We start from the raw sequence: 18,662 nt of genomic DNA on the forward strand, positions 1-18,662 counted from the left end.
TGCGTTGACCGGGCTACGGGTTCACCGTCGACTGCGGGCCGGTAGCCCGGACAGGCGCGTCAAGCGCCGCCTCCGGGAAATGTGCCGGGCCTGAAATATCTGCGCTGTTTCATCCCGGTGGCGCTGCTGTATGACCGGGCTACGGATTCACTACCGACTGCGGGCCGGTAGCCCGGACAGGCGTGTCAAGCGCCGCCTCCGGGAAATGTGCCGGCCTGAAACATTTGCGCTGTTTCATCCCGGTGGCGCTGCTGTATGACCGGGCTAGGGGTTCACCGTCGACTGCGGACCGGTAGCCCGGATAAGGCGTTTACGCCGCCATCCGGGGAATGCAGGCAATTACTGCCCATAGTAGGCCCCCGCGCCGTGTTTACGCAAATAGTGTTTATCCAGCAGGGTCGAAGAGACCGGCTGTTCGTCAGCGCTTAACTGGCGGGTCCACATATTCATATAGGCAATCTCTTCCAGCACCACCGCATTATGCACCGCGTTCGCCGGATCTTTTCCCCATGCAAATGGGCCGTGGCCGTGAACCAGCGCGGCGGGCACGCTGAGCGGATCGGTATGCTGCGCGCCCAGCGTTTCGATAATCACGTGACCGGTATTGGTTTCATAATCACCGCGGATTTCATCATCGCTAAGGGGACGGGTACAGGGGATCGGCCCATAAAAATAGTCGGCGTGGGTGGTGCCCATCGCCTGCAGCGACCTCCCCGACTGCGCCCAAATCGTCGCATGGCGCGAATGGGTATGCACAATTCCGCCCACGCCGCTGAATGCCTTATACAGCTCGAGATGGGTCGGCGTATCCGACGAGGGCTTATAGCGTCCCTCCACCACGCTGCCGGTCGCCAGCTCCACCACCACCATATCGTCAGCGGTCATCACGGCGTATTCCACGCCGGAGGGTTTGATCACCACCAGCCCGGCGTCGCGATCGATGCCGCTGACGTTGCCCCAGGTAAAGGTCACGAGATTAAATTTCGGCAGCGCCAGATTGGCATCAAGAACCGCCTGCTTGAGGTTATCCAACATACTTCACTCCTGAATTCACAATGCCTTCATAGTGCGGTGGACGAAATGTCTGCTGGTATTTATCCGTTAGCCACGCTTTAGCGTCGGCGATTCTCTCGCTGTCCAGCCCGTCGTTTTTGGCCCACATCTCAATCAGCCAGGCGCCGCGATAGTTCAGCGCCGAGAGCGTACGAAATATCTCCGTGAAATCGACGCAGCCGGTACCGAATGGCACATCGCGAAACTGCCCCAGCGAAGCGTGGGACACCGGCTGCGTATCCTTCAAATGAATGGCGGTGATTTTATGAATTCCCTTACTCAACTCTTCGGGAACATCGTTTTGCCATGCGCTTAAGTTGCCGACGTCCGGATAGACGCAAAACCACGGACTACAGACCTTCCGTTCAAGATCCAGCCAGCGGGAGATATTGCTCATAAAGGCGGTATCCATAATCTCCATCGACAGCATCACCTGCGCTTTCGCCGCTTCGGCCACCGCCCAGTTGATGCCCTCAATAAAGTATTCCCGGGTCTGCGCCGAAGAGGATTCGTAATAGACGTCATAGCCTGCCAGCTGGATGTTGCGAATACCGACGTGGCTGGCAAAATCCAGCGCATCAAGCATCAGTTCCCGCGCCTTGAGCCGGGTCTCGCGATTGACGCTACCAAAGGGATGGCTGCGGTGCGCGGAGAGGCACATGCTCGGCACATCGATACCGCTGTTAATTTTGTCGGCCACAAATGCCAGCCGCTGTCCACGGTTCCAGCGCAGCCTGGCCTGACGTTCAGGACTCTCATCAACGGAGATTTCGATAAAATCAAACTCCAGGCCAGCCGCCATTTCGAAGCGTTTCGGCCAGTCCAGCGCGGTGGGAAGCGCTTTTTCGTAGATACCAAGTCTCGGTTTCATTGCGCCGCCCCCGTTGCCCTGGAGAGGCTTTGCGCGACCTCTACGTAACGGGCATAACCTTCGCGCAGCTGCTGATGCCGCTTGCCGTCCGGTTGATAACTGACCACCTCGGGCTGCGTGGCCGCTATCGCTTCGCTGAAGTTGGCGTAGGCTCCGCTGCCGGCGGCTGCGCACAGCGCGGCGGCTCGACATCCCGCCTGTTCGATGTCCACGACTTCCAGAGGAAGATTGGCCGCGTCGGCGTACATCTGGGTCCAGCCTCTCGACTGGCTCGGCCCGCCGGTAAAGCGAATTTTTTCAATACCCCGATTGAGTTCAATAATGCGGTCCTGATGTATCAGGTGAGAAAAAACGATCCCGCGGTAGATGGCCGCAATAATATCCTTTTTCGTATGATGTCCCGCCAGACCTACCAGCGCACCCGGCAGATCCATCGCCAGATTGGAACCGAACAGATAAGGTAAAAAAATCAGGTTACTGTCGGTCTCTTGCGCAATCCAGCTTTCGAAATGGTCGTAGCAGCGGTCATCATCAGGGAAAAACTGTTTCACAAACCAGGAGAGATTGCTCGCCGAAGTGGGGCTGCCCTCATGAACAAAATATTTGCCCGGAATGCAGTATTTTCCCCAAATGTAGGGATAGTCGCTGGCAATAATGCTGTCCGTCACCGAGGTGGCGATACTCCATGTACCGGCCACTGCGCTCAGGGTATCCGCCCGGTCAATGCCCGATGAGACGGCGGAGGCCACCACGTCGAAAAAGCCGCCGAATACCGGCGTTCCCGGACATAATCCGCAGTCCAGCGAGGCCTGCAGGGTAATGTGCCCCACGCAGTCCGTCGAGTTGACCACCGGCGCGGTCTTATCCGCCACTTCCTCAATGCCGAACAGCGCCATCATGTCGCGGTCGTAGCGGGAGGTAAGCTGGTTATAAAAATTGCTGCCAGAAATATTGGTAATTTCCGCCGTCGCCTCGCCGGTCAGACGAAAGCGAATGTAGTCGTGCACCATTAAAACGGCGTCGATTCTGTCGTAGTTGGCGGGCTCATGTGCTTTTAACCACGCCAGCAGCGATACCGGGTGCCCGGTCCACAACTGCTGCAGCCCTTTGGGATAGGCCAGTTTATCGACCCCTTCGCGGTACCATTTTTTGACGAACGCCAGCGCCCGGGTATCGGATGAGATAATTCCGTTGCGCACCGGCTCGCCTTTTTTATCAATCGCGTACAGCCCTTTGCCGTGCGAGGAGAAGCCGATCCCGCCAATACTTAACGCTGGCACCTGGCTTTCAAACAGCGCTTTTTTTATTACGCTGCAAACGGTATCCCATAGCTCATGCATTTTCCGCTCGGTAAAACCCGGCTGTTCGGATAATACCTGAGCATATTGCGAAGCCACGTGGATCTCCTGCCCGCACTCAGTATATATCCCGGCTTTGGTGACCGTACCACCGATATCCACTCCGATAAAATTCATATCCCTTCGTCCCATAATTAATATAAGTTAACGTCTGGCTGAGCTAATAAAGGTGGCGCCCCAAATAATAAGCCCTTTCACCACGTACTGAACGTAAGGTGAGATCCCTAACAGGTTTAATCCATTATTCAGTACGCCGAGCATCATGGCGCCGATCAGCGTGCCAATAATCATTCCGCGCCCACCGGCAATCGATGCCCCGCCGAGCACCACGGCGGCAATAGCATCCAGTTCAAAACCGACGCCCGCATTAGGCTGACCGCTCATCACCCGTGAGGTAAAAATAAGACCGGCAAAACTGGCGGTAAAACCGCTGATCACATAAACCAGCAATTTATAATATTTAACCCGCAGTCCGCTCAGGCGCGCCGCTTCTTCATTGCCGCCAAGAGAATAAACATAGCGGCCAAACGGCATATGATTCAGCACGATATAAAAGATGAAATATAAAACCACCATCAGAATAATAGGTACCTGAATACCGAACAGATATTCACGGCCCCAAAAAGCGAATGAATCCGGTAAGCCGGAGATGGGATAGCCGCCGGTATAGATCAGTGCCAGCCCCTTCGCAATAATCATCGCGCCGAGGGTTACGATAATCGGCGGCATTTTGCCGTAGGCGGTTAAAAAGCCGTTCAGCGCGCCAAAGGCGACGCCGGAACCCAGGCCGATAAGAATGGCTAACCACGGGTCTAAACCATAGTACTTCATTAATCCCGCCATCAGCGTACCGGCCAGGGCCATGACCGCGCCGACGGAGAGGTCGATCCCGCCGGTCAGGATGGCAAAGGTCATTCCGATGGCGATGATGGCATTGATCGAGACCTGACGGGCGACGGTAGATAAGTTATCAACCGTTAAGAAGTAGTCATTAAAAATGGCCATACAGGAAAACAGGAGTACCAGACCAACGAACGGCAGGAATGCAGGCATTTTTAATAAACTATGCAGCATCTTTTTATTTTTATCAGGAGACACGGCTGGCGCTAATGATACGTTTTCATTACTCATTTAATACTCCCTAAATAATATTACCGGCAGCATGCAGCATAATGACGGTGGAATTAATTTGGTCGTTCTCAAGCTCCGCAACGATATTACCGTCGCGAAAAACCATCACCCGGTCGCTGACGCCTATGACCTCTGGAAGCTCAGATGAAATCATAATTATCGCAATCCCCTGGGCGGTGAGGTCGCGCATAATCTGGTAGATTTCTGATTTTGCTCCGACATCAATACCGCGAGTGGGCTCGTCAAAAATAAGAATATTGACGTCATGATTTAACCAACGAGAAATAACGACTTTCTGCTGGTTACCGCCGCTCAATGTCCCCACCGCGGTCCCGGCATCTGGCGTTTTCACACCAACGTGGCTAATTAAACGCTCGGCGGTCAGGCGCTCTTCGTTATCGCGGATAAGCGAGAACTGGCAGGCGTGTTTGTTAAGCCAGATATTGTCTTTGACCGAAAAAGGCAGTACCAGTCCCTGCGTTTTGCGGCTTTCCGGCAACAGGCCGATACCCAGACGCAGAGCCCGATCGGTTGAATTTATCGTCACCTCTTTTCCGGCCAGACGGACGCGTTTTTTGTAGCATTTATCCGCGCCGGTCAGAGCCAGAATCGCTTCGGAACGCCCCGACCCCACCAGCCCGGCAAGGCCTAAAATCTCCCCTTTGCGCAACGTCAGCCGATTAACCTGACTACTTTCGGTCAGCTGAATTTCCGCCTCCAGCAGTATTTCATCATGCGCCAGCGTCCGCCGCTCGGGATAGATGTTCTCTACCTCACGGCCGACCATCATCTGGATCATCTCTGCGATATCGATATTGTCGACCTTTGCCGATCCGATATATTTGCCGTCGCGCAGAATACTCAGGCTATCGCAGATTTCATATATCTCCTCCAGATGATGCGAGATAAAGAACATGCCGACGCCTTTGGCCTTTAAATCGCGCATCACGCGGAAAAGATGTTCCGCCTCGCCAGGAGTCAGGGTCGCGGTGGGTTCGTCCAGAATGAGAATTCGCGCATCCAGCGACAGCGCTTTGGCAATTTCCACGAACTGCTGCTCGGCGACGCTGAGATGGCAGATTTGCTCGTCGGGATCGAGCGTGACGCCAAGCTCTTTAAAAATGCGTAACGCCTCCCGACGCATCGCTTTACGATCTAACAGGCCAAAACGATTTACCTTTTCACGATTAAGGAAAATATTCTCATAAGCGTTCAGATAGGGAATAAGAGAAAACTCCTGAAAGATAATCCCTACGCCGCAGGCAATCGCATCGCGATAGTTATGAAAATGCTGCTGCTTACCATCAATATAAATATTACCGGCGTCAGGTTGATAGATCCCGCACAGGATTTTCATCAGCGTCGATTTACCCGCGCCGTTTTCACCTAATAAAGCGTGAACTTCTCCACGAGCAAGGGTGATATTAACATTATCCAGCGCCTTGACTCCGGGGAAGCTTTTACTGACGTTTTTGACTTCCAGTAAGCTGGGCATAAACATCGCTCCATAATGGCTCGATAAAATAGCGAGCCATACTTTAATAAGAATCCGGCACGGCTCACCTGAATAAGCGAGAGCCGCTGTGGCGTAATAGCGCGATTACCAGTGGAAATCTTTGGCGTTGTTTTTATCGATAAGCTTCACATCAACAGGAATCTCTTTAGGAATATTCGCCCCCCAGTGTTTTGCCAGGGCAATACCTAAGCCAATACGCAGCTGATCGCGCGGGAACTGTGCTGCGGTAGCAATAAACGGCGTATTACCTTTGGCAATTTCAGCCACCGCTTCCGGAGATCCATCGACGCTGACCAGCTTGACATCGCGTCCAGATGACTGAATAGCCGCCAGGGCACCGAGTGAGCCAACATCATTGACGCTGAAAATACCGTTGAGCGTCGGGTTGGATTGCAGCATATTTTCCGTCACGCTCATGGAGGTATCGCGCTCTTGTTTACCATTCAGTTTGGTAAGCACTTTAATATTGGGATGCTTTTTCATCGCATCTTCAAAGCCGCGCACGCGCTCCAGAATAGGCACCACCGGAATTCCGTCGAGAATCGCCACGTTGCCTTTATCTCCCAGCGCTTTGGCTAAATGCTCTCCGGCAATAAAGCCCGCATCATAGTTTTTTGAACCCACAAAAGAATCAATCGGACCGTTAGCCTGAGCATCTATCGCCACCACCACCACGCCGGCTTTTTTGGCGGCCAGGACGGCGGTTTCCGCGCCAACGCTATCTGCCGGGTTAATCAGCAAAATATCAATTTTCTTTTGCAGCATATCCTCAACATCGCTAATCTGCTTGGAGACATCATGCGCCGCATCCGCAGTATAGACGGTGGCGTTAATATCTTTTGCCGACTGTTCAAGTGACTCTTTCATGGTCACGAAATATTCGTTGTTTAATTCCTGGAAGGACATGCCGATAGTCAAAGGTTTAGCATTAACGCAGGCGACCATGCTCATAGCCAGAAGTCCTGAGAGTAATACTTTGGTATTAAATTTAACAGGCATTCAATATCTCCTTATTGAGTTGTGCGCTGCGGAATATAAATTATTCAGCAGCGTTTTCATGGTACTAATGTTGCCTGATTTACTGAGCAATAAATTCACCACTGGTAATTAGCAGAGGCTACCGACATTTATCTCAGCAATCCCCATGATTGAAGAAATCCAGTATTGATTTAGCAGCCATTTATGAAAGTGCAGAACAATAAATATAAATGACGCGAGTGAATGATGATAAATTTATGGCTTGATAACGACCTTGATGGAATCCAGCGATTTGGCCATCTCAAAAGCGGCTTTCCACTCATCGATAGAATAGAAATGCGTTACCACGCCTTTGGCGGTCAAGAGGCCACGCTCAAAAAGATCGATAGCGATTTCATAGCTATAGGGGCCGAGATGCGCACCGCGAATATCGAGCTCTTTGCGGTCGCCGATGATCGACCAGTCGGCGGTGGTTTCTTTCCCAAACACGCTAAATTCAACGAAGCGCCCCAGCTTGCGTATCATCTCCAGTCCCTGAGTCACGCCAACAGGCGCGCCGGTCGCTTCGATATAAACGTCGCAGCCGTATCCGTCCGTCATGGACTTAACGATGGCGACGGCGTCCTCTTTCGCCGCGTTGATGACCACGTCGGCGCCAAACGCTTTAGCCAGCGCCAGGCGATCTTCCATGGTATCGATGACCACCAGTTTCTTCGGCGTCTTAAGATGAGCGACCTGCACCATGCACAGCCCCAGCGGCCCGGCGCCGGCGATAACGACCACATCATCCAGATCGATATCCCCGCGGCGTACCGTATGAATTGCACAGGCCATAGGTTCGATCAGCGCCGCATCTTCTTCACTTAATGATTCAGGAATTTTATGAATAATCGCGCGTTCGGAGAAACGCATATATTCAGCCATACCGCCATCGGCGACATCTTTCTGGAAGCCGTAAATATCATGGGTTTCACACATCCAGTATTTTCCGGTATTACAGAAACGGCACTCATGGCAGGGAACAATCTGTTCAGCGAGAATGCGATCGCCAATTTTTAATTTATATTTTTCAGCGGAACCCGGGCCTAATTCAGCAACCCGACCGTAAAACTCATGGCCGGGCACTACCGGCGTTTTTACCCACGGATTATCACCCCAGAACATCGGCGCACCGTCCTGGGCCTTGCAATCACCGGCGCATATTCCACAGCCGTCAACCTTAATGACCACTTCTCTTTCTTTGGCGATCGGGCGGCGAATTTTCTCAAAGCGATAATCCTGGGGACCGTGGCAGACAACCGCTTTCATATCTTCAGGTAATTGTTCCATCGTAAACCTCTTTTTCGGATAAATAATGAAGAGGGACAGTATTGCTAATGCAATACTCCTCCAACTGGTACAGAGCGATTAAATGATGATGCAATTAGATTATTATTCAGAGCCTTATTTGGTCTCTACAATATGTACCTGATGCTGGCGATAGATATCGCCGGGTAACTCATTAGTGATCAAGATATCAATATCCGCCAGATCGCATATTTTATAAAGCGAATAGCGTTCAAATTTACTGCTATCGACCATCAGAATTTTTTGATCGGCAACTTTCAGCATCTCTTGCTTTAGCCGGACGTTGACTTCATTACTGTCTTTAATTTCCAGACCGGAGTCCAGGCCCTGACAGGAAAAAAACAGCTTATTGACCTTAAAATTGTTGATAATGAACTCAGCAACCGGACCGTGAAAGTCACCGTGACGCTCAGAATATTCACCACCAACGCTGACAATTCTTATTTTTTTGCGACAGGCTAAGGTTTGAATAATATTCAAAGAATTAGTAATAACGGTCAATTCAATGTCAGGTAGCTGACGGGCTAAAAACCAGCAGGAGCTGCTATTATCCATAATGATGCACTCATGCTCATGAATAAATTGCAGCGCACCTTTGGCGATGCGCATCTTACGTTCTGGCTGTTCTTTCGTGCGCTTAATAAAGGCTTCGGCTTTATCGACAAAGTTTCCGTTATTTGCCGGCATATCGGCAGCTAAAAACGATGCCGTATTTTCGGAAATCATTGCGCCGCCAAAGCTGCGCACTATTTTCTTATTTCTGGCCAGCGCAGTTAAATCACGTCGAATAGTTTCCGGAGATACGCCAAATAATCGCGACAGCTCATTAACTCTGGCACACCCCTTTTCTACGACATATTCCACAATTAATGAGTGACGTTTAACTTGTAACATATAAGTTCTCAAGAAAGCATCCAGGATTTAATGACATAAATATAACAAAATCATCCATATCAGTAAGTGACATAAATCATACAAAATCAAAACAAGCTTTTAGCTTTTTTTAATTTGAAGTAGATCATATATATATGGGAAATTTCATTTTAATCACGATAAATTTGTGACTAAAATCGCAGAATTAGCCGTGATTGTTCACCTGCTCCGGTAGTTAATTCGGCAAAACGGGCAAACCCGGTCAACGACCTGATACCCGTTTATGCCCGATTCGGTCACCGTGTTACCGGATACCCCTGCCCCGTGAAGATAACGCGAAAAGTTAAATCTTTCGCCATCGCCATAACGTCATCAATTTTGCCGCCTCAGAGACCAGCAGCAGAGCGATAAAGAAAGCCGCGCCTTTAACTCCCAGGACCTGCGCGCCCCATAGCACCAGCGAAAGTGAGGGCAGCATAAAGGCCAGCCGCAGGGGCGTTTGCGCACAGGCCAACCGCAGGGCATAGCGGCTCTGCCGCCAGAGGAGAACCATCGACACGGGAATAGTGACAATCAGCAGCACATTCAGCGGGAACAGCCAGGCGGCCGCGGGGCCAAGGGTGGGTACAAGCTGGAGATAAGAGAGGATGTCGTCGTAGAAAGGCAGGCGCTGATGGTAAAGATTCCAGCCGAGAAACTGGATGAGATAAAAGAGATCCATCCCGCCCCAGAACCGGAAGACGTGTTTACGTTTTAGTTTCATCGCCGCCTTGCGAAAAAAATCAGGCCCTGAAACGGGCCTGATTATCATGTGGGAGATTAGGCGTTTTTCAGCACTTCGCTGACAATCTCCACCGCTTCTTTTTCAATCTGCTGACGGTGTTCAGCGCCGAGGAAGCTTTCACAGTAGATTTTGTAGGCATCTTCGGTACCTGACGGACGCGCGGCGAACCAGCCGTTGTCGGTCATCACTTTCAGACCGCCAATCGCCGCCCCGTTGCCCGGAGCCGCAGTCAGACGCGCGGTAATCGGATCGCCTGCCAGGGTGCTGGCGCTCACCATTTCCGGAGAGAGCTTAGACAGCGCCGCTTTCTGGGCTGAAGTCGCGGAAGCCTGCAGACGATTGTAGCTTGGCGCGCCGAAGCGCTCTGCCAGCTCGTCGTAGTGCTGCTGCGGGTTTTTCCCGGTCACCGCGGTGATTTCCGCCGCCAGCAGGCACATGATGATGCCGTCTTTGTCAGTGGACCACGGCGTCCCGTCAAAGCGCAGGAACGACGCCCCCGCGCTCTCTTCGCCGCCGAAGCCGAAGCTACCGTCGAACAGGCCATCAACGAACCACTTAAAGCCAACCGGTACTTCCACCAGCTTGCGGCCCAGATCGTTGACTACGCGGTCAATCATCGCCGAGGAGACCAGGGTTTTACCCACCGCAACATCTTTGCCCCACTGCGGGCGATGCTGGAACAGGTAGTTAATCGCCACCGCCAGGTAGTGGTTCGGGTTCATTAACCCGGCCGGCGTGACGATACCGTGGCGGTCGTAATCCGGGTCGTTGGCGAAAGCCAGGTCAAACTTGTCGCGCAGCGCCAGCAGGCCCGCCATCGCGCACTCGGAGGAGCAGTCCATACGGATTGCGCCGTCTTTATCGAGGTGCATAAAGCGGAAAGTCTGATCCACGTGGTCATTCACGATAGTCAGGTTTAGGTTGTAATGCTCGGCGATACGCTTCCAGTATTCGATACCGGAGCCGCCCAGCGGATCGACGCCCAGCGTCAGTCCGGCTTTCTGGATCGCCGCCATGTCGACGATATCCGCTAATCCCTCAACAAACGGCTGCACCAGATCCTGCTCTTTGACGTGACCGGAGGCCAGCGCCGCATCAAGCGTCATACGCTTCACGCCCTGCAGACCCGCCGCCAGCAGTTCGTTGGCGCGGTTTTCGACCACTTTGGTGACGTTGGTATCAGCCGGGCCGCCGTTCGGCGGGTTGTATTTGATACCGCCGTCTTCCGGCGGGTTGTGGGACGGCGTAATAACAATACCGTCAGCCAGCGGGCCGCCCTTTTTGTTGTGCACCAGAATCGCATTGGAAATCGCCGGCGTCGGGGTGAATCCGTTGTTTTCCTGCACGATAACGTCAACCCCGTTCGCCGCCAGCACTTCCAGTACGGAAATAAAGGCAGGTTCGGAGAGCGCGTGGGTATCCTTCCCGACGTAGCATGGGCCGGTGATCCCGTTCTTCGCGCGGTCTTCAGCAATTGCCTGGGCAATCGCCAGAATATGCTGCTCGTTGAAGTTATGGCGCGCCGCGCTGCCGCGATGGCCGGAGGTGCCAAACTTCACCGCATGTTCCGCATTGCCTACTTCCGGCTTCAGCACATAGTACTGGGCAGTCAGTTGGGCGACGTTAATCAAATCACTCTGTTGCGCAGGTTGACCTGCGCGCTTATCGATTGCCATTGCCTGATCCTTCTGGTGCAAAAGTTAAATGACTAGATCGTACCGCAAACCTTTTCGATCAATTCCGCAGGGAACTGCATGGACTGCATGATGTGTTCGATCATGCTGCATTTGCGACCGGTATTGGTATTTGTGATAACCCACCACGGCGTACCGGGGACCTGCTTAGGCTTAGTCTGATTACCGTTTTTCTGCAGCGTGCGCTCATCTTCAGCGAAATAGACGCGGGTGCGCCCGTGCAGAGACTCGGTGGCCTCGGCAAACGCTTTGCTGTCTAAGGTGTAGAGGGTAGTCAGAACCAGCATGAATCGGTTTACCGCGCGCTTTTGTTCAGCATACTCATCAGATAACAGCAGCTCACGCATCGCGCGAACTTTATCCTTCAGAGGATTAGCGGGCTTCACGTCAACGACAGGCGTTGGCGCCGGTGCCGGAGCGGCTTTCGCTACCGGTGCGGCGGGCTGGGAAACGGCGGAAAACTTCAACATGCGCCGTAAAATGTCGGATGCACTCTCGCCAATATGCTTGGTGTGGCTGGCAATATAGCTATAGAGTTCATCATCAACTTCAATTGTTTTCATCTTAATCCAGTGCGATATCTTTTTCTGAATACAAGTTGTCGGGATTATAGGGACAAATCCCAACCGCGGATAGCGTCAAACCAGGATGACGGCAAAACTCAGAAATCTTCCGGGTCTTGCAGCCGGATGGCAGAATGTTCAACATAATACCCTAACCCGACGGAGCGAAAAAAAGAACTTTGCCATGAAATTAAATAGCCGAGCGCAATCTGCACAGAATCAGCACAATAATCCCCCTATCGTCCTGGTCCACGGCCTTTTTGGCAGCCTGGACAACCTTGGGATCCTCGCCCGCGATCTGGTTGTCGATCACGATACGGTGCAGGTCGACATGCGAAACCACGGTCTCTCCCCGCGCGCGCCGGAGATGACCTACGCCGCGATGGCTGAGGATCTGCTTGATACTCTCAATGAATCGCAGATTGAGAAAGCCACCTTTATTGGTCACTCTATGGGCGGCAAAGCGGTGATGGCGCTGAGCGCGCTGGCGCCAGAGCGCATCGCAGGCCTGGTAGCTATTGATATCGCCCCGGTGGATTATCACGTCCGCCGCCATGATGAAATTTTTGCTGCCATCAACGCCGTCACCGATTCGGGCGCCGCTACGCGTCAGCAGGCAGCGACGGTCATGCGTCAACACCTTAATGAAGAGGGCGTGGTTCAGTTTCTGCTGAAATCCTTTGTGGATGGCCAGTGGCGTTTTAACGTACCGGTGCTGTGGGAGCAGTACGACAACATCGTCGGCTGGCAAACCGTCCCGGCATGGCCGCATCCGGCGCAGTTTATCCCCGGCGGCAACTCCCCTTACGTGACCGATGCCTGTCGTGACGCGCTGCTTGCGCAGTTTCCCGAAGCTCGGGCGCACGTTATCGCCGGCGCCGGACACTGGGTGCACGCTGAAAAACCGGAGGCCGTGATCCGCGCCATTCGCCGTTATTTGACCTCTATCGCCGCGTAACTGCCTAAAATATACTCGACCGCGCGGCTTAATGTCCGCGGCCGTTGGCGCAGCCCGCCGCCTGATGTATTATGGCGCGCTGTCTGCGTCGGCTATGCCCGATAGCTTGTTTCCCCCGAAGTCACTCTGAATCATGGCAAAAGAACAAACGGACCGTACGACATTAGATTTGTTCGCAACTGAGCGTCGGCCGGGAAGACCGAAAACGAATCCGCTTTCGCGCGATGAACAGCTGCGCATCAACAAACGCAATCAGCTTAAACGCGACAAGAGCCGCGGCCTGAAGCGCGTGGAGCTTAAGCTCAATGCCGATGCGGTCGATGCGCTCAATGAGCTGGCCGAAGCCCGTAACATGAACCGCAGCGATCTGATCGAAGAGATGCTGATGACCCAGCTGGCAGCCCTGCGCGGCCAGGATAAAGCCTAAAACCCTCAAAAAATAAGCTTTCATGTAGCAGAGTGTGCAGTTGGGCGTGATTGCTGTTTCCGCGCCCTTCTCAGTTCTGCTATCATTGCCCCTATCTGCGGGCATTACGCCACTACCACATCATTAAGTTTCAAGAGGTTATTTTACTCATGGCAATCATCGGCATCTTTTTTGGCAGCGACACCGGCAACACCGAAAATATTGCAAAAATGATTCAAAAGCAGCTTGGTAAAGATGTTGCTGATGTTCACGACATTGCCAAAAGCAGCAAAGAGGATCTGGAAGCTCACGATATCCTGCTGCTCGGCATCCCAACCTGGTACTACGGTGAAGCCCAGTGCGATTGGGACGATTTCTTCCCGACGCTGGAAGAGATCGATTTTAATGGCAAACTGGTAGCCCTCTTTGGCTGCGGCGACCAGGAAGACTATGCTGAATACTTCTGCGATGCGCTGGGCACCATTCGCGATATCATCGAACCGCGCGGCGCAACTATCGTTGGCCATTGGCCGACCGCTGGCTACCATTTTGAAGCCTCTAAAGGCCTGGCCGATGACGATCATTTTGTCGGTCTGGCTATCGACGAAGACCGTCAGCCTGAACTGACTAACGAACGCGTCGAAAAATGGGTAAAACAGATTTCCGAGGAGCTGCACCTCGAAGAAATCAAGAATGCCTGAGTCTAAACGGCGTAATCACCATATTTCGCCGAATTGATAGATAAAAGCAATCAAAGTTATAGCTACAAGTTTTTAACTTTTAATCACATATCTGTACAATGTCCTCTGATTTAACGGGGTCGCGTGAAGCACTTTGTAGCGAGTGCCTCGTTTTTAACAGCATACAAGGCCCGATGCTTGCAGTTTTCATTTCACCATGGCAGTTCTATAATGAGACGCATTACATCGGGTGATTCTCTGTATTACTTCCGCTGATGGAAGTAGATCGTTTAGCAACAGGACAGATTCCGCATGACTGACAACAATACCGCATTAAAGAAAGCTGGCCTGAAAGTGACGCTTCCGAGATTAAAAATCCTGGAAGTGCTGCAAGGACCGGATAACCATCATGTCAGTGCGGAAGACTTATACAAACGCCTGATTGATATGGGTGAAGAGATTGGCCTGGCCACCGTCTACCGCGTACTGAACCAGTTTGACGACGCCGGTATCGTCACCCGTCATAATTTCGAAGGCGGTAAATCCGTTTTTGAACTGACGCAGCAGCACCATCACGATCACCTGATTTGCCTGGACTGCGGCAAAGTGATCGAGTTTAGCGATGATTCCATCGAAGCGCGCCAGCGTGAGATTGCCGCCAGACACGGTATTCGCCTCACCAACCACAGTCTGTACCTGTACGGCCACTGTGCAGAAGGCGACTGCCGCGAAGATGAACATGCCCACGACGCGGTAGAGAAATAATCACCGCATCGTTTATCAGCCAAAGCCAGCCTGCGGGTTGGCTTTTTTTTGCCCGCCATCTGCCGCCTCTTCCTCTCGCGCCTGAATACGTTTACTGTCGGTGCATCCTGCTTTATACGGAGTGTGCTTATGGAGCTTCGCCAGCTACGCTATTTTGTGCGCATTATTGAAACCGGCAGTATGGGCCGCGCCGCGCTTGACCTGAATATCGGCGTCTCCGCGCTTAGCCAACAAATGGCGCGCCTGGAAAATGAACTCGCCATTCGCCTGCTACAACGGACGTCTCGCGGCGTAATGCCCACCAGCGCTGGCCTCGCCTTCTATTCACAGGCGCAGCTGGCACTACGTCACGCTGATGATGCGGTTCTTGCTGCGCGCGAGGCGCGGCTATCTGGCCACGTCAGCGTCGGCATGGCCCCCAGCACCGCCTCTGTGCTCGGCGTACCCTTTATCAACGCGATGCGCGAAAGCTATGCCGACGTCCGCCTGCATCTGGTAGAAAGTCTCTCCGGCAACCTTGAACGCATGATCAACACCCGTCAGCTCGATTTAGCGATCGTGTTCCAGAAGGAGAAGCTTGTGCGCTGGAGCGCCAGGCCGATTCTTGAAGAGCGTCTGTTTCTGATTGGCACCCATAAGGTACTGGCTCCCCTTCCCGACGATAGCATCTCGCCGGACCAGCTCTCCGCTGTCCCGCTGATTATGCCAAGCCTGGGGCATGGGTTGCGCGGCAGGCTGGAGGCGATGTGCCAGGAGCATGCGCTTAATGTCGATGTGGTCGCTGAAATCGACGGTCTGGCCCTGCTAATGCGCGCCGTGCGCGACGGCCTCGGCGCCACTTTGCAGCCGGGAGCAGCGATTTCTCATCTCGACGGCGAGCCCCTGAGAGTGATCGGCATCAACAATCCGATACTCAGTCGGCCTAATTTTCTCGTCAGTCTTTCCGATGATGAATTGACCCCATCGGGTCTCGCTGCGCGAGTCATACTGGCAAAAGTCATGCGTCAGCTGGTCGAATCTGGCCGCTGGCCTGGCGCCAGCCTTTACGCACACTAAACCCCTCTTTAGCAATACGCCATAGCGTCCTGCCGCCCTGAGCGCATACATTTCCATTACAAATTTAACAATAAAGCAAACCGTAATGGAGCCAAAAATGGTGGATGTACTGGTGATTGGCGGCGGCAACGCTGCGCTATGCGCCGCCTTGACCGCCCGGGAATCCGGCGCGTCCGTGCTGCTGCTGGAGGCCGCGCCGAAAGAATGGCGCGGCGGAAACTCTCAGCACACGCGGAACCTTCGCTGTATGCACGATGCTCCGCAGGATGTGCTGGTCGACAGCTATCCGGAAGAGGAGTACTGGCAGGATCTGCTGCGCGTCACCGAGGGTAATACCAACGAAGCGCTGGCGCGGCTGGTGATCCGTACCTCATCACAGTGCCGGGACTGGATGCGCCAGCACGGAGTTAACTTTCAGCCGCCGCTCTCCGGCGCACTGCACGTCGCCCGCACCAACGCCTTTTTCATGGGCGGCGGCAAGGCTCTTATAAATGCTTATTACCGCAGCGCGGAGCAGATGGGTGTACAGATCCGCTACAACACCCCGGTCCAGGCGCTCGAATTGTATAACGGCGAATTCGTCGCCGCGCTGGCGGGTGAAGAAAGGATTGCCGCGAAAACCTGCGTCCTCGCCGCCGGCGGCTTTGAGTCTAACCGCGAGTGGCTGCGCGAAGCGTGGGGACAGAACGATCGTGGCGAATGGCCAGCCGATAACTTTCTCATCCGCGGAACCCGCTTTAACCAGGGCGTGCTGCTGAAATATATGATCGACGCCGGGGCTGACGTTATCGGCGATCCCTCGCAGTCACACTGCGTCGCCATTGACGCCCGGGCACCGCTCTATGATGGCGGGATCTGCACCCGCGTGGACTGCGTATCGCTGGGCGTGGTCGTAAACCGCGACGCCGAGCGCTTTTATGATGAAGGGGAAGATTTCTGGCCCAAACGTTATGCCATCTGGGGGCGGCTGGTCGCCCACCAGCCGGGACAAATCGGCTATTCAATTATCGACAGCAAAGCGATCGGTCACTTTATGCCGCCGGTTTTTCCCGGCGCCCAGGCCAATACTATCGAAGAACTGGCTCGCCAGCTGGGGCTGGACGCGGCGCGTCTGGCGCAAACCATCGCGCACTATAACGCCGCCTGCGTGCCGGGCCAGTTCGATCATACCTGCCTTGATAACTGCGCAACATCAGGCCTGACCCCACCGAAAACCCACTGGGCGCGGCCCATCGATTCGCCGCCTTACTACGGTTACGCCTTGCGCCCGGGGATCACTTTCACCTACCTCGGACTGTACGTCAATGAACGCGCCGCCGTCCATTTTGCGGGCAAACCCAGCCGTAACCTGTTCGTTGCTGGCGAAATGATGGCCGGCAACGTGTTGGGCAAAGGCTATACCGCCGGCGTAGGCATGTCGATTGGTACGACGTTCGGCCGCATTGCCGGCCAGCAGGCCGCCCGTGCGGCACAGCAGGAGATACATCATGAAGTCGCTTGAAAAGTTGATTATCGACGCGCAGATCATCACCGAGCCGGAAGCGGAAGTTGAACGGGTGATGCAGGTCTGTAACGCCTGCCGCTATTGCGAAGGGTTTTGCGCCGTGTTTCCGGCCATGACTCAGCGCCTGGCTTTTGGTAAAGCGGATATTAACTACCTGGCCAACCTGTGCCACAACTGCGGCGCCTGCCTGCATGCCTGCCAGTATGCGCCGCCGCACGAGTTTGCCATTAATGTCCCGAAAGCGATGGCGGAAGTCCGCCTGGAAACCTATCAGCACTATGCCCAGCCCGCGGCTTTCAGCAGCCTTTACCGTCGGGCTGGCGTGACCACGGTGCTGGCGTTGGTCGCCGGTTTGATCCTCTTTTTGCTGTTAGCGATGGGGCTCAATGGCTCGCTGCTTCATCCGCCGCTGGCCGGCGATTTTTACCGGATATTTCCCCATAACCTGCTGGCCTGGATGTTTGGCTCGGTCTTCATTCTGGCCATAGGGTTACTGATGAGCGGGGTGATCCGCTTCTGGCTCGAGATTTCACCGGGTCAGCCTCAGGCTATCGACATCGCTACAGCCTCGCATAATGCGCTCACGCTGAAGTATCTCGACGGCGGGCACGGTAAAGGCTGCAACGAGGCTGATGACGCGTTTACCCTGATGCGCCGCCGTTTCCATCACTTTACCTTCTACGGTTTTCTGCTCTGTTTCGCCGCCACCGTGGTGGCTACGGGTTATCACTATATCGCCGGCTGGGAAGCCCCCTACCCGTTCTTCAGCGTACCGGTTGTACTGGGCACGCTCGGCGGTATCGGCCTGCTGGTCGGCCCGGCGGGTTTGCTATGGCTAAACCTGCGCCGCTCGCCGCTGCACGGCGATGCGCGGCAAAAACCGATGGATCGCGGCTTTATTCTGCTGCTGTTTTTAACCAGCCTGACCGGACTGGCCCTGCTGGCAGGGCGCGATACCTCGTGGATGGGCGTCCTGCTCGCCATTCATCTCGGCGTTGTGATGGCGCTGTTTTTAACCCTGCCATACGGAAAATTTGCCCACGGATTTTATCGCTGTGCGGCGTTACTCAAGTGGGCAATTGAGAAACGGCGCGGAAAACAGGCGGCAGTCGCAGGCGACTAGTC

General features: G+C 53.8%; 18 protein-coding genes. 7 read left to right on the plus strand and 11 right to left on the minus strand.

The features are described from left to right. Nucleotides 1-339: 339 nt before the first annotated feature. The 11 genes from araD to seqA form a co-directional block, all read right to left on the minus strand. Nucleotides 340-1,035: an L-ribulose-5-phosphate 4-epimerase gene (gene araD, locus K2184_RS27180; RefSeq protein ID WP_163525203.1), complete on the minus strand. Its 696-nt coding sequence runs from the start codon at nt 1,033-1,035 to the stop codon at nt 340-342. Next, complete coding sequence (locus K2184_RS27185; protein ID WP_105889922.1) at nt 1,025-1,924, minus strand: L-ribulose-5-phosphate 3-epimerase; 900 nt, start codon at nt 1,922-1,924, stop codon at nt 1,025-1,027. The genes araD and K2184_RS27185 overlap by 11 nt, the downstream gene beginning before the upstream one ends. Next, complete coding sequence (locus K2184_RS27190) at nt 1,921-3,399, minus strand: FGGY-family carbohydrate kinase (RefSeq protein WP_163525204.1); 1,479 nt, start codon at nt 3,397-3,399, stop codon at nt 1,921-1,923. Before K2184_RS27190 ends, K2184_RS27185 begins: the two co-directional genes overlap by 4 nt. Before the next feature lie 27 nt (nt 3,400-3,426). Further along, on the minus strand, nt 3,427-4,413 hold the full coding sequence (locus tag K2184_RS27195; protein WP_004100252.1) for an ABC transporter permease: 987 nt from the start codon (nt 4,411-4,413) through the stop codon (nt 3,427-3,429). Between the two features lie 10 nt (nt 4,414-4,423). Then, on the minus strand, nt 4,424-5,908 hold the full coding sequence (locus K2184_RS27200) for a sugar ABC transporter ATP-binding protein (RefSeq protein ID WP_004111422.1): 1,485 nt from the start codon (nt 5,906-5,908) through the stop codon (nt 4,424-4,426). 105 nt (nt 5,909-6,013) lie between these two features. Next, a complete protein-coding gene (locus tag K2184_RS27205; protein ID WP_049595825.1) occupies nt 6,014-6,880 on the minus strand; it encodes an ABC transporter substrate-binding protein in 867 nt (288 codons plus the stop codon). A gap of 282 nt (nt 6,881-7,162) precedes the next feature. Then, nucleotides 7,163-8,236 carry a zinc-binding dehydrogenase gene (locus K2184_RS27210; RefSeq protein WP_163525205.1) on the minus strand — a complete coding sequence of 358 codons (1,074 nt, stop codon included), beginning with the start codon at nt 8,234-8,236 and terminating at the stop codon, nt 7,163-7,165. Between the two features lie 114 nt (nt 8,237-8,350). Continuing rightward, the gene (locus K2184_RS27215; protein ID WP_004100245.1) at nt 8,351-9,148 is read right to left on the minus strand and encodes a DeoR/GlpR family DNA-binding transcription regulator; all 798 of its coding nucleotides are present in this window, start codon (nt 9,146-9,148) and stop codon (nt 8,351-8,353) included. Between the two features lie 322 nt (nt 9,149-9,470). After that, nucleotides 9,471-9,890, minus strand: a complete 420-nt coding sequence (locus tag K2184_RS27220; protein ID WP_004100239.1) for a hypothetical protein — start codon at nt 9,888-9,890, stop codon at nt 9,471-9,473. Between the two features lie 56 nt (nt 9,891-9,946). After that, nucleotides 9,947-11,587, minus strand: coding sequence for a phosphoglucomutase (alpha-D-glucose-1,6-bisphosphate-dependent) (gene pgm, locus K2184_RS27225; protein WP_024273919.1), 1,641 nt, complete (start codon nt 11,585-11,587; stop codon nt 9,947-9,949). A gap of 32 nt (nt 11,588-11,619) precedes the next feature. Beyond that, entirely contained in the window at nt 11,620-12,168 is a 549-nt protein-coding gene (seqA, locus tag K2184_RS27230) for a replication initiation negative regulator SeqA (RefSeq protein WP_004111417.1), read from the minus strand. Between the two features lie 184 nt (nt 12,169-12,352). On the opposite strand from seqA, the gene ybfF reads away from it, so the two are divergent. The 7 genes from ybfF to tcuB all read left to right on the plus strand — a co-directional run bounded on the left by ybfF (nt 12,353) and on the right by tcuB (nt 18,660). Beyond that, nucleotides 12,353-13,126, plus strand: coding sequence for an esterase (gene ybfF / locus K2184_RS27235; protein WP_049094425.1), 774 nt, complete (start codon nt 12,353-12,355; stop codon nt 13,124-13,126). 133 nt (nt 13,127-13,259) lie between these two features. Continuing rightward, complete coding sequence (ybfE, locus tag K2184_RS27240) at nt 13,260-13,553, plus strand: LexA regulated protein (RefSeq protein WP_004100235.1); 294 nt, start codon at nt 13,260-13,262, stop codon at nt 13,551-13,553. Between the two features lie 149 nt (nt 13,554-13,702). After that, the gene (gene fldA / locus K2184_RS27245) at nt 13,703-14,233 is read left to right on the plus strand and encodes a flavodoxin FldA (protein ID WP_004100234.1); all 531 of its coding nucleotides are present in this window, start codon (nt 13,703-13,705) and stop codon (nt 14,231-14,233) included. Nucleotides 14,234-14,524: 291 nt separating this feature from the next. Beyond that, nucleotides 14,525-14,977: a ferric iron uptake transcriptional regulator gene (gene fur, locus K2184_RS27250; RefSeq protein WP_004100233.1), complete on the plus strand. Its 453-nt coding sequence runs from the start codon at nt 14,525-14,527 to the stop codon at nt 14,975-14,977. A 129-nt stretch (nt 14,978-15,106) separates the two neighbouring features. Beyond that, complete coding sequence (tcuR, locus tag K2184_RS27255; RefSeq protein ID WP_004111412.1) at nt 15,107-16,033, plus strand: tricarballylate utilization LysR family transcriptional regulator TcuR; 927 nt, start codon at nt 15,107-15,109, stop codon at nt 16,031-16,033. A gap of 97 nt (nt 16,034-16,130) precedes the next feature. Next, the gene (tcuA, locus tag K2184_RS27260) at nt 16,131-17,534 is read left to right on the plus strand and encodes an FAD-dependent tricarballylate dehydrogenase TcuA (RefSeq protein WP_004100231.1); all 1,404 of its coding nucleotides are present in this window, start codon (nt 16,131-16,133) and stop codon (nt 17,532-17,534) included. Next, the gene (gene tcuB / locus K2184_RS27265; protein WP_098992281.1) at nt 17,521-18,660 is read left to right on the plus strand and encodes a tricarballylate utilization 4Fe-4S protein TcuB; all 1,140 of its coding nucleotides are present in this window, start codon (nt 17,521-17,523) and stop codon (nt 18,658-18,660) included. The genes tcuA and tcuB overlap by 14 nt, the downstream gene beginning before the upstream one ends. The last annotated feature ends 2 nt before the right edge of the window (nt 18,661-18,662 follow it).

This window comes from Klebsiella sp. K5-306 (assembly GCF_051835185.1).
GTDB classification, from domain to species: Bacteria; Pseudomonadota; Gammaproteobacteria; order Enterobacterales; family Enterobacteriaceae; genus Klebsiella; species Klebsiella oxytoca.

Bases quoted from the DNA above. Each gene is read 5' to 3' on its own strand.
- ybfF (WP_049094425.1), top strand. From the start codon at position 12,353: ATGAAATTAAATAGCCGAGCGCAATCTGCACAGAATCAGCACAATAAT.
- tcuA (WP_004100231.1), top strand. From the start codon at position 16,131: ATGGTGGATGTACTGGTGATTGGCGGCGGCAACGCTGCGCTATGCGCC.
- araD (WP_163525203.1), bottom strand. From the start codon at position 1,035: ATGTTGGATAACCTCAAGCAGGCGGTTCTTGATGCCAATCTGGCGCTG.
- ybfE (WP_004100235.1), top strand. From the start codon at position 13,260: ATGGCAAAAGAACAAACGGACCGTACGACATTAGATTTGTTCGCAACT.
- K2184_RS27215 (WP_004100245.1), bottom strand. From the start codon at position 9,148: ATGTTACAAGTTAAACGTCACTCATTAATTGTGGAATATGTCGTAGAA.
- K2184_RS27205 (WP_049595825.1), bottom strand. From the start codon at position 6,880: ATGAGCATGGTCGCCTGCGTTAATGCTAAACCTTTGACTATCGGCATG.
- fldA (WP_004100234.1), top strand. From the start codon at position 13,703: ATGGCAATCATCGGCATCTTTTTTGGCAGCGACACCGGCAACACCGAA.
- K2184_RS27210 (WP_163525205.1), bottom strand. From the start codon at position 8,236: ATGGAACAATTACCTGAAGATATGAAAGCGGTTGTCTGCCACGGTCCC.
- tcuB (WP_098992281.1), top strand. From the start codon at position 17,521: ATGAAGTCGCTTGAAAAGTTGATTATCGACGCGCAGATCATCACCGAG.
- seqA (WP_004111417.1), bottom strand. From the start codon at position 12,168: ATGAAAACAATTGAAGTTGATGATGAACTCTATAGCTATATTGCCAGC.
- K2184_RS27220 (WP_004100239.1), bottom strand. From the start codon at position 9,890: ATGAAACTAAAACGTAAACACGTCTTCCGGTTCTGGGGCGGGATGGAT.
- fur (WP_004100233.1), top strand. From the start codon at position 14,525: ATGACTGACAACAATACCGCATTAAAGAAAGCTGGCCTGAAAGTGACG.
- pgm (WP_024273919.1), bottom strand. From the start codon at position 11,587: ATGGCAATCGATAAGCGCGCAGGTCAACCTGCGCAACAGAGTGATTTG.
- K2184_RS27190 (WP_163525204.1), bottom strand. From the start codon at position 3,399: ATGAATTTTATCGGAGTGGATATCGGTGGTACGGTCACCAAAGCCGGG.
- K2184_RS27195 (WP_004100252.1), bottom strand. From the start codon at position 4,413: ATGAGTAATGAAAACGTATCATTAGCGCCAGCCGTGTCTCCTGATAAA.
- tcuR (WP_004111412.1), top strand. From the start codon at position 15,107: ATGGAGCTTCGCCAGCTACGCTATTTTGTGCGCATTATTGAAACCGGC.
- K2184_RS27200 (WP_004111422.1), bottom strand. From the start codon at position 5,908: ATGCCCAGCTTACTGGAAGTCAAAAACGTCAGTAAAAGCTTCCCCGGA.
- K2184_RS27185 (WP_105889922.1), bottom strand. From the start codon at position 1,924: ATGAAACCGAGACTTGGTATCTACGAAAAAGCGCTTCCCACCGCGCTG.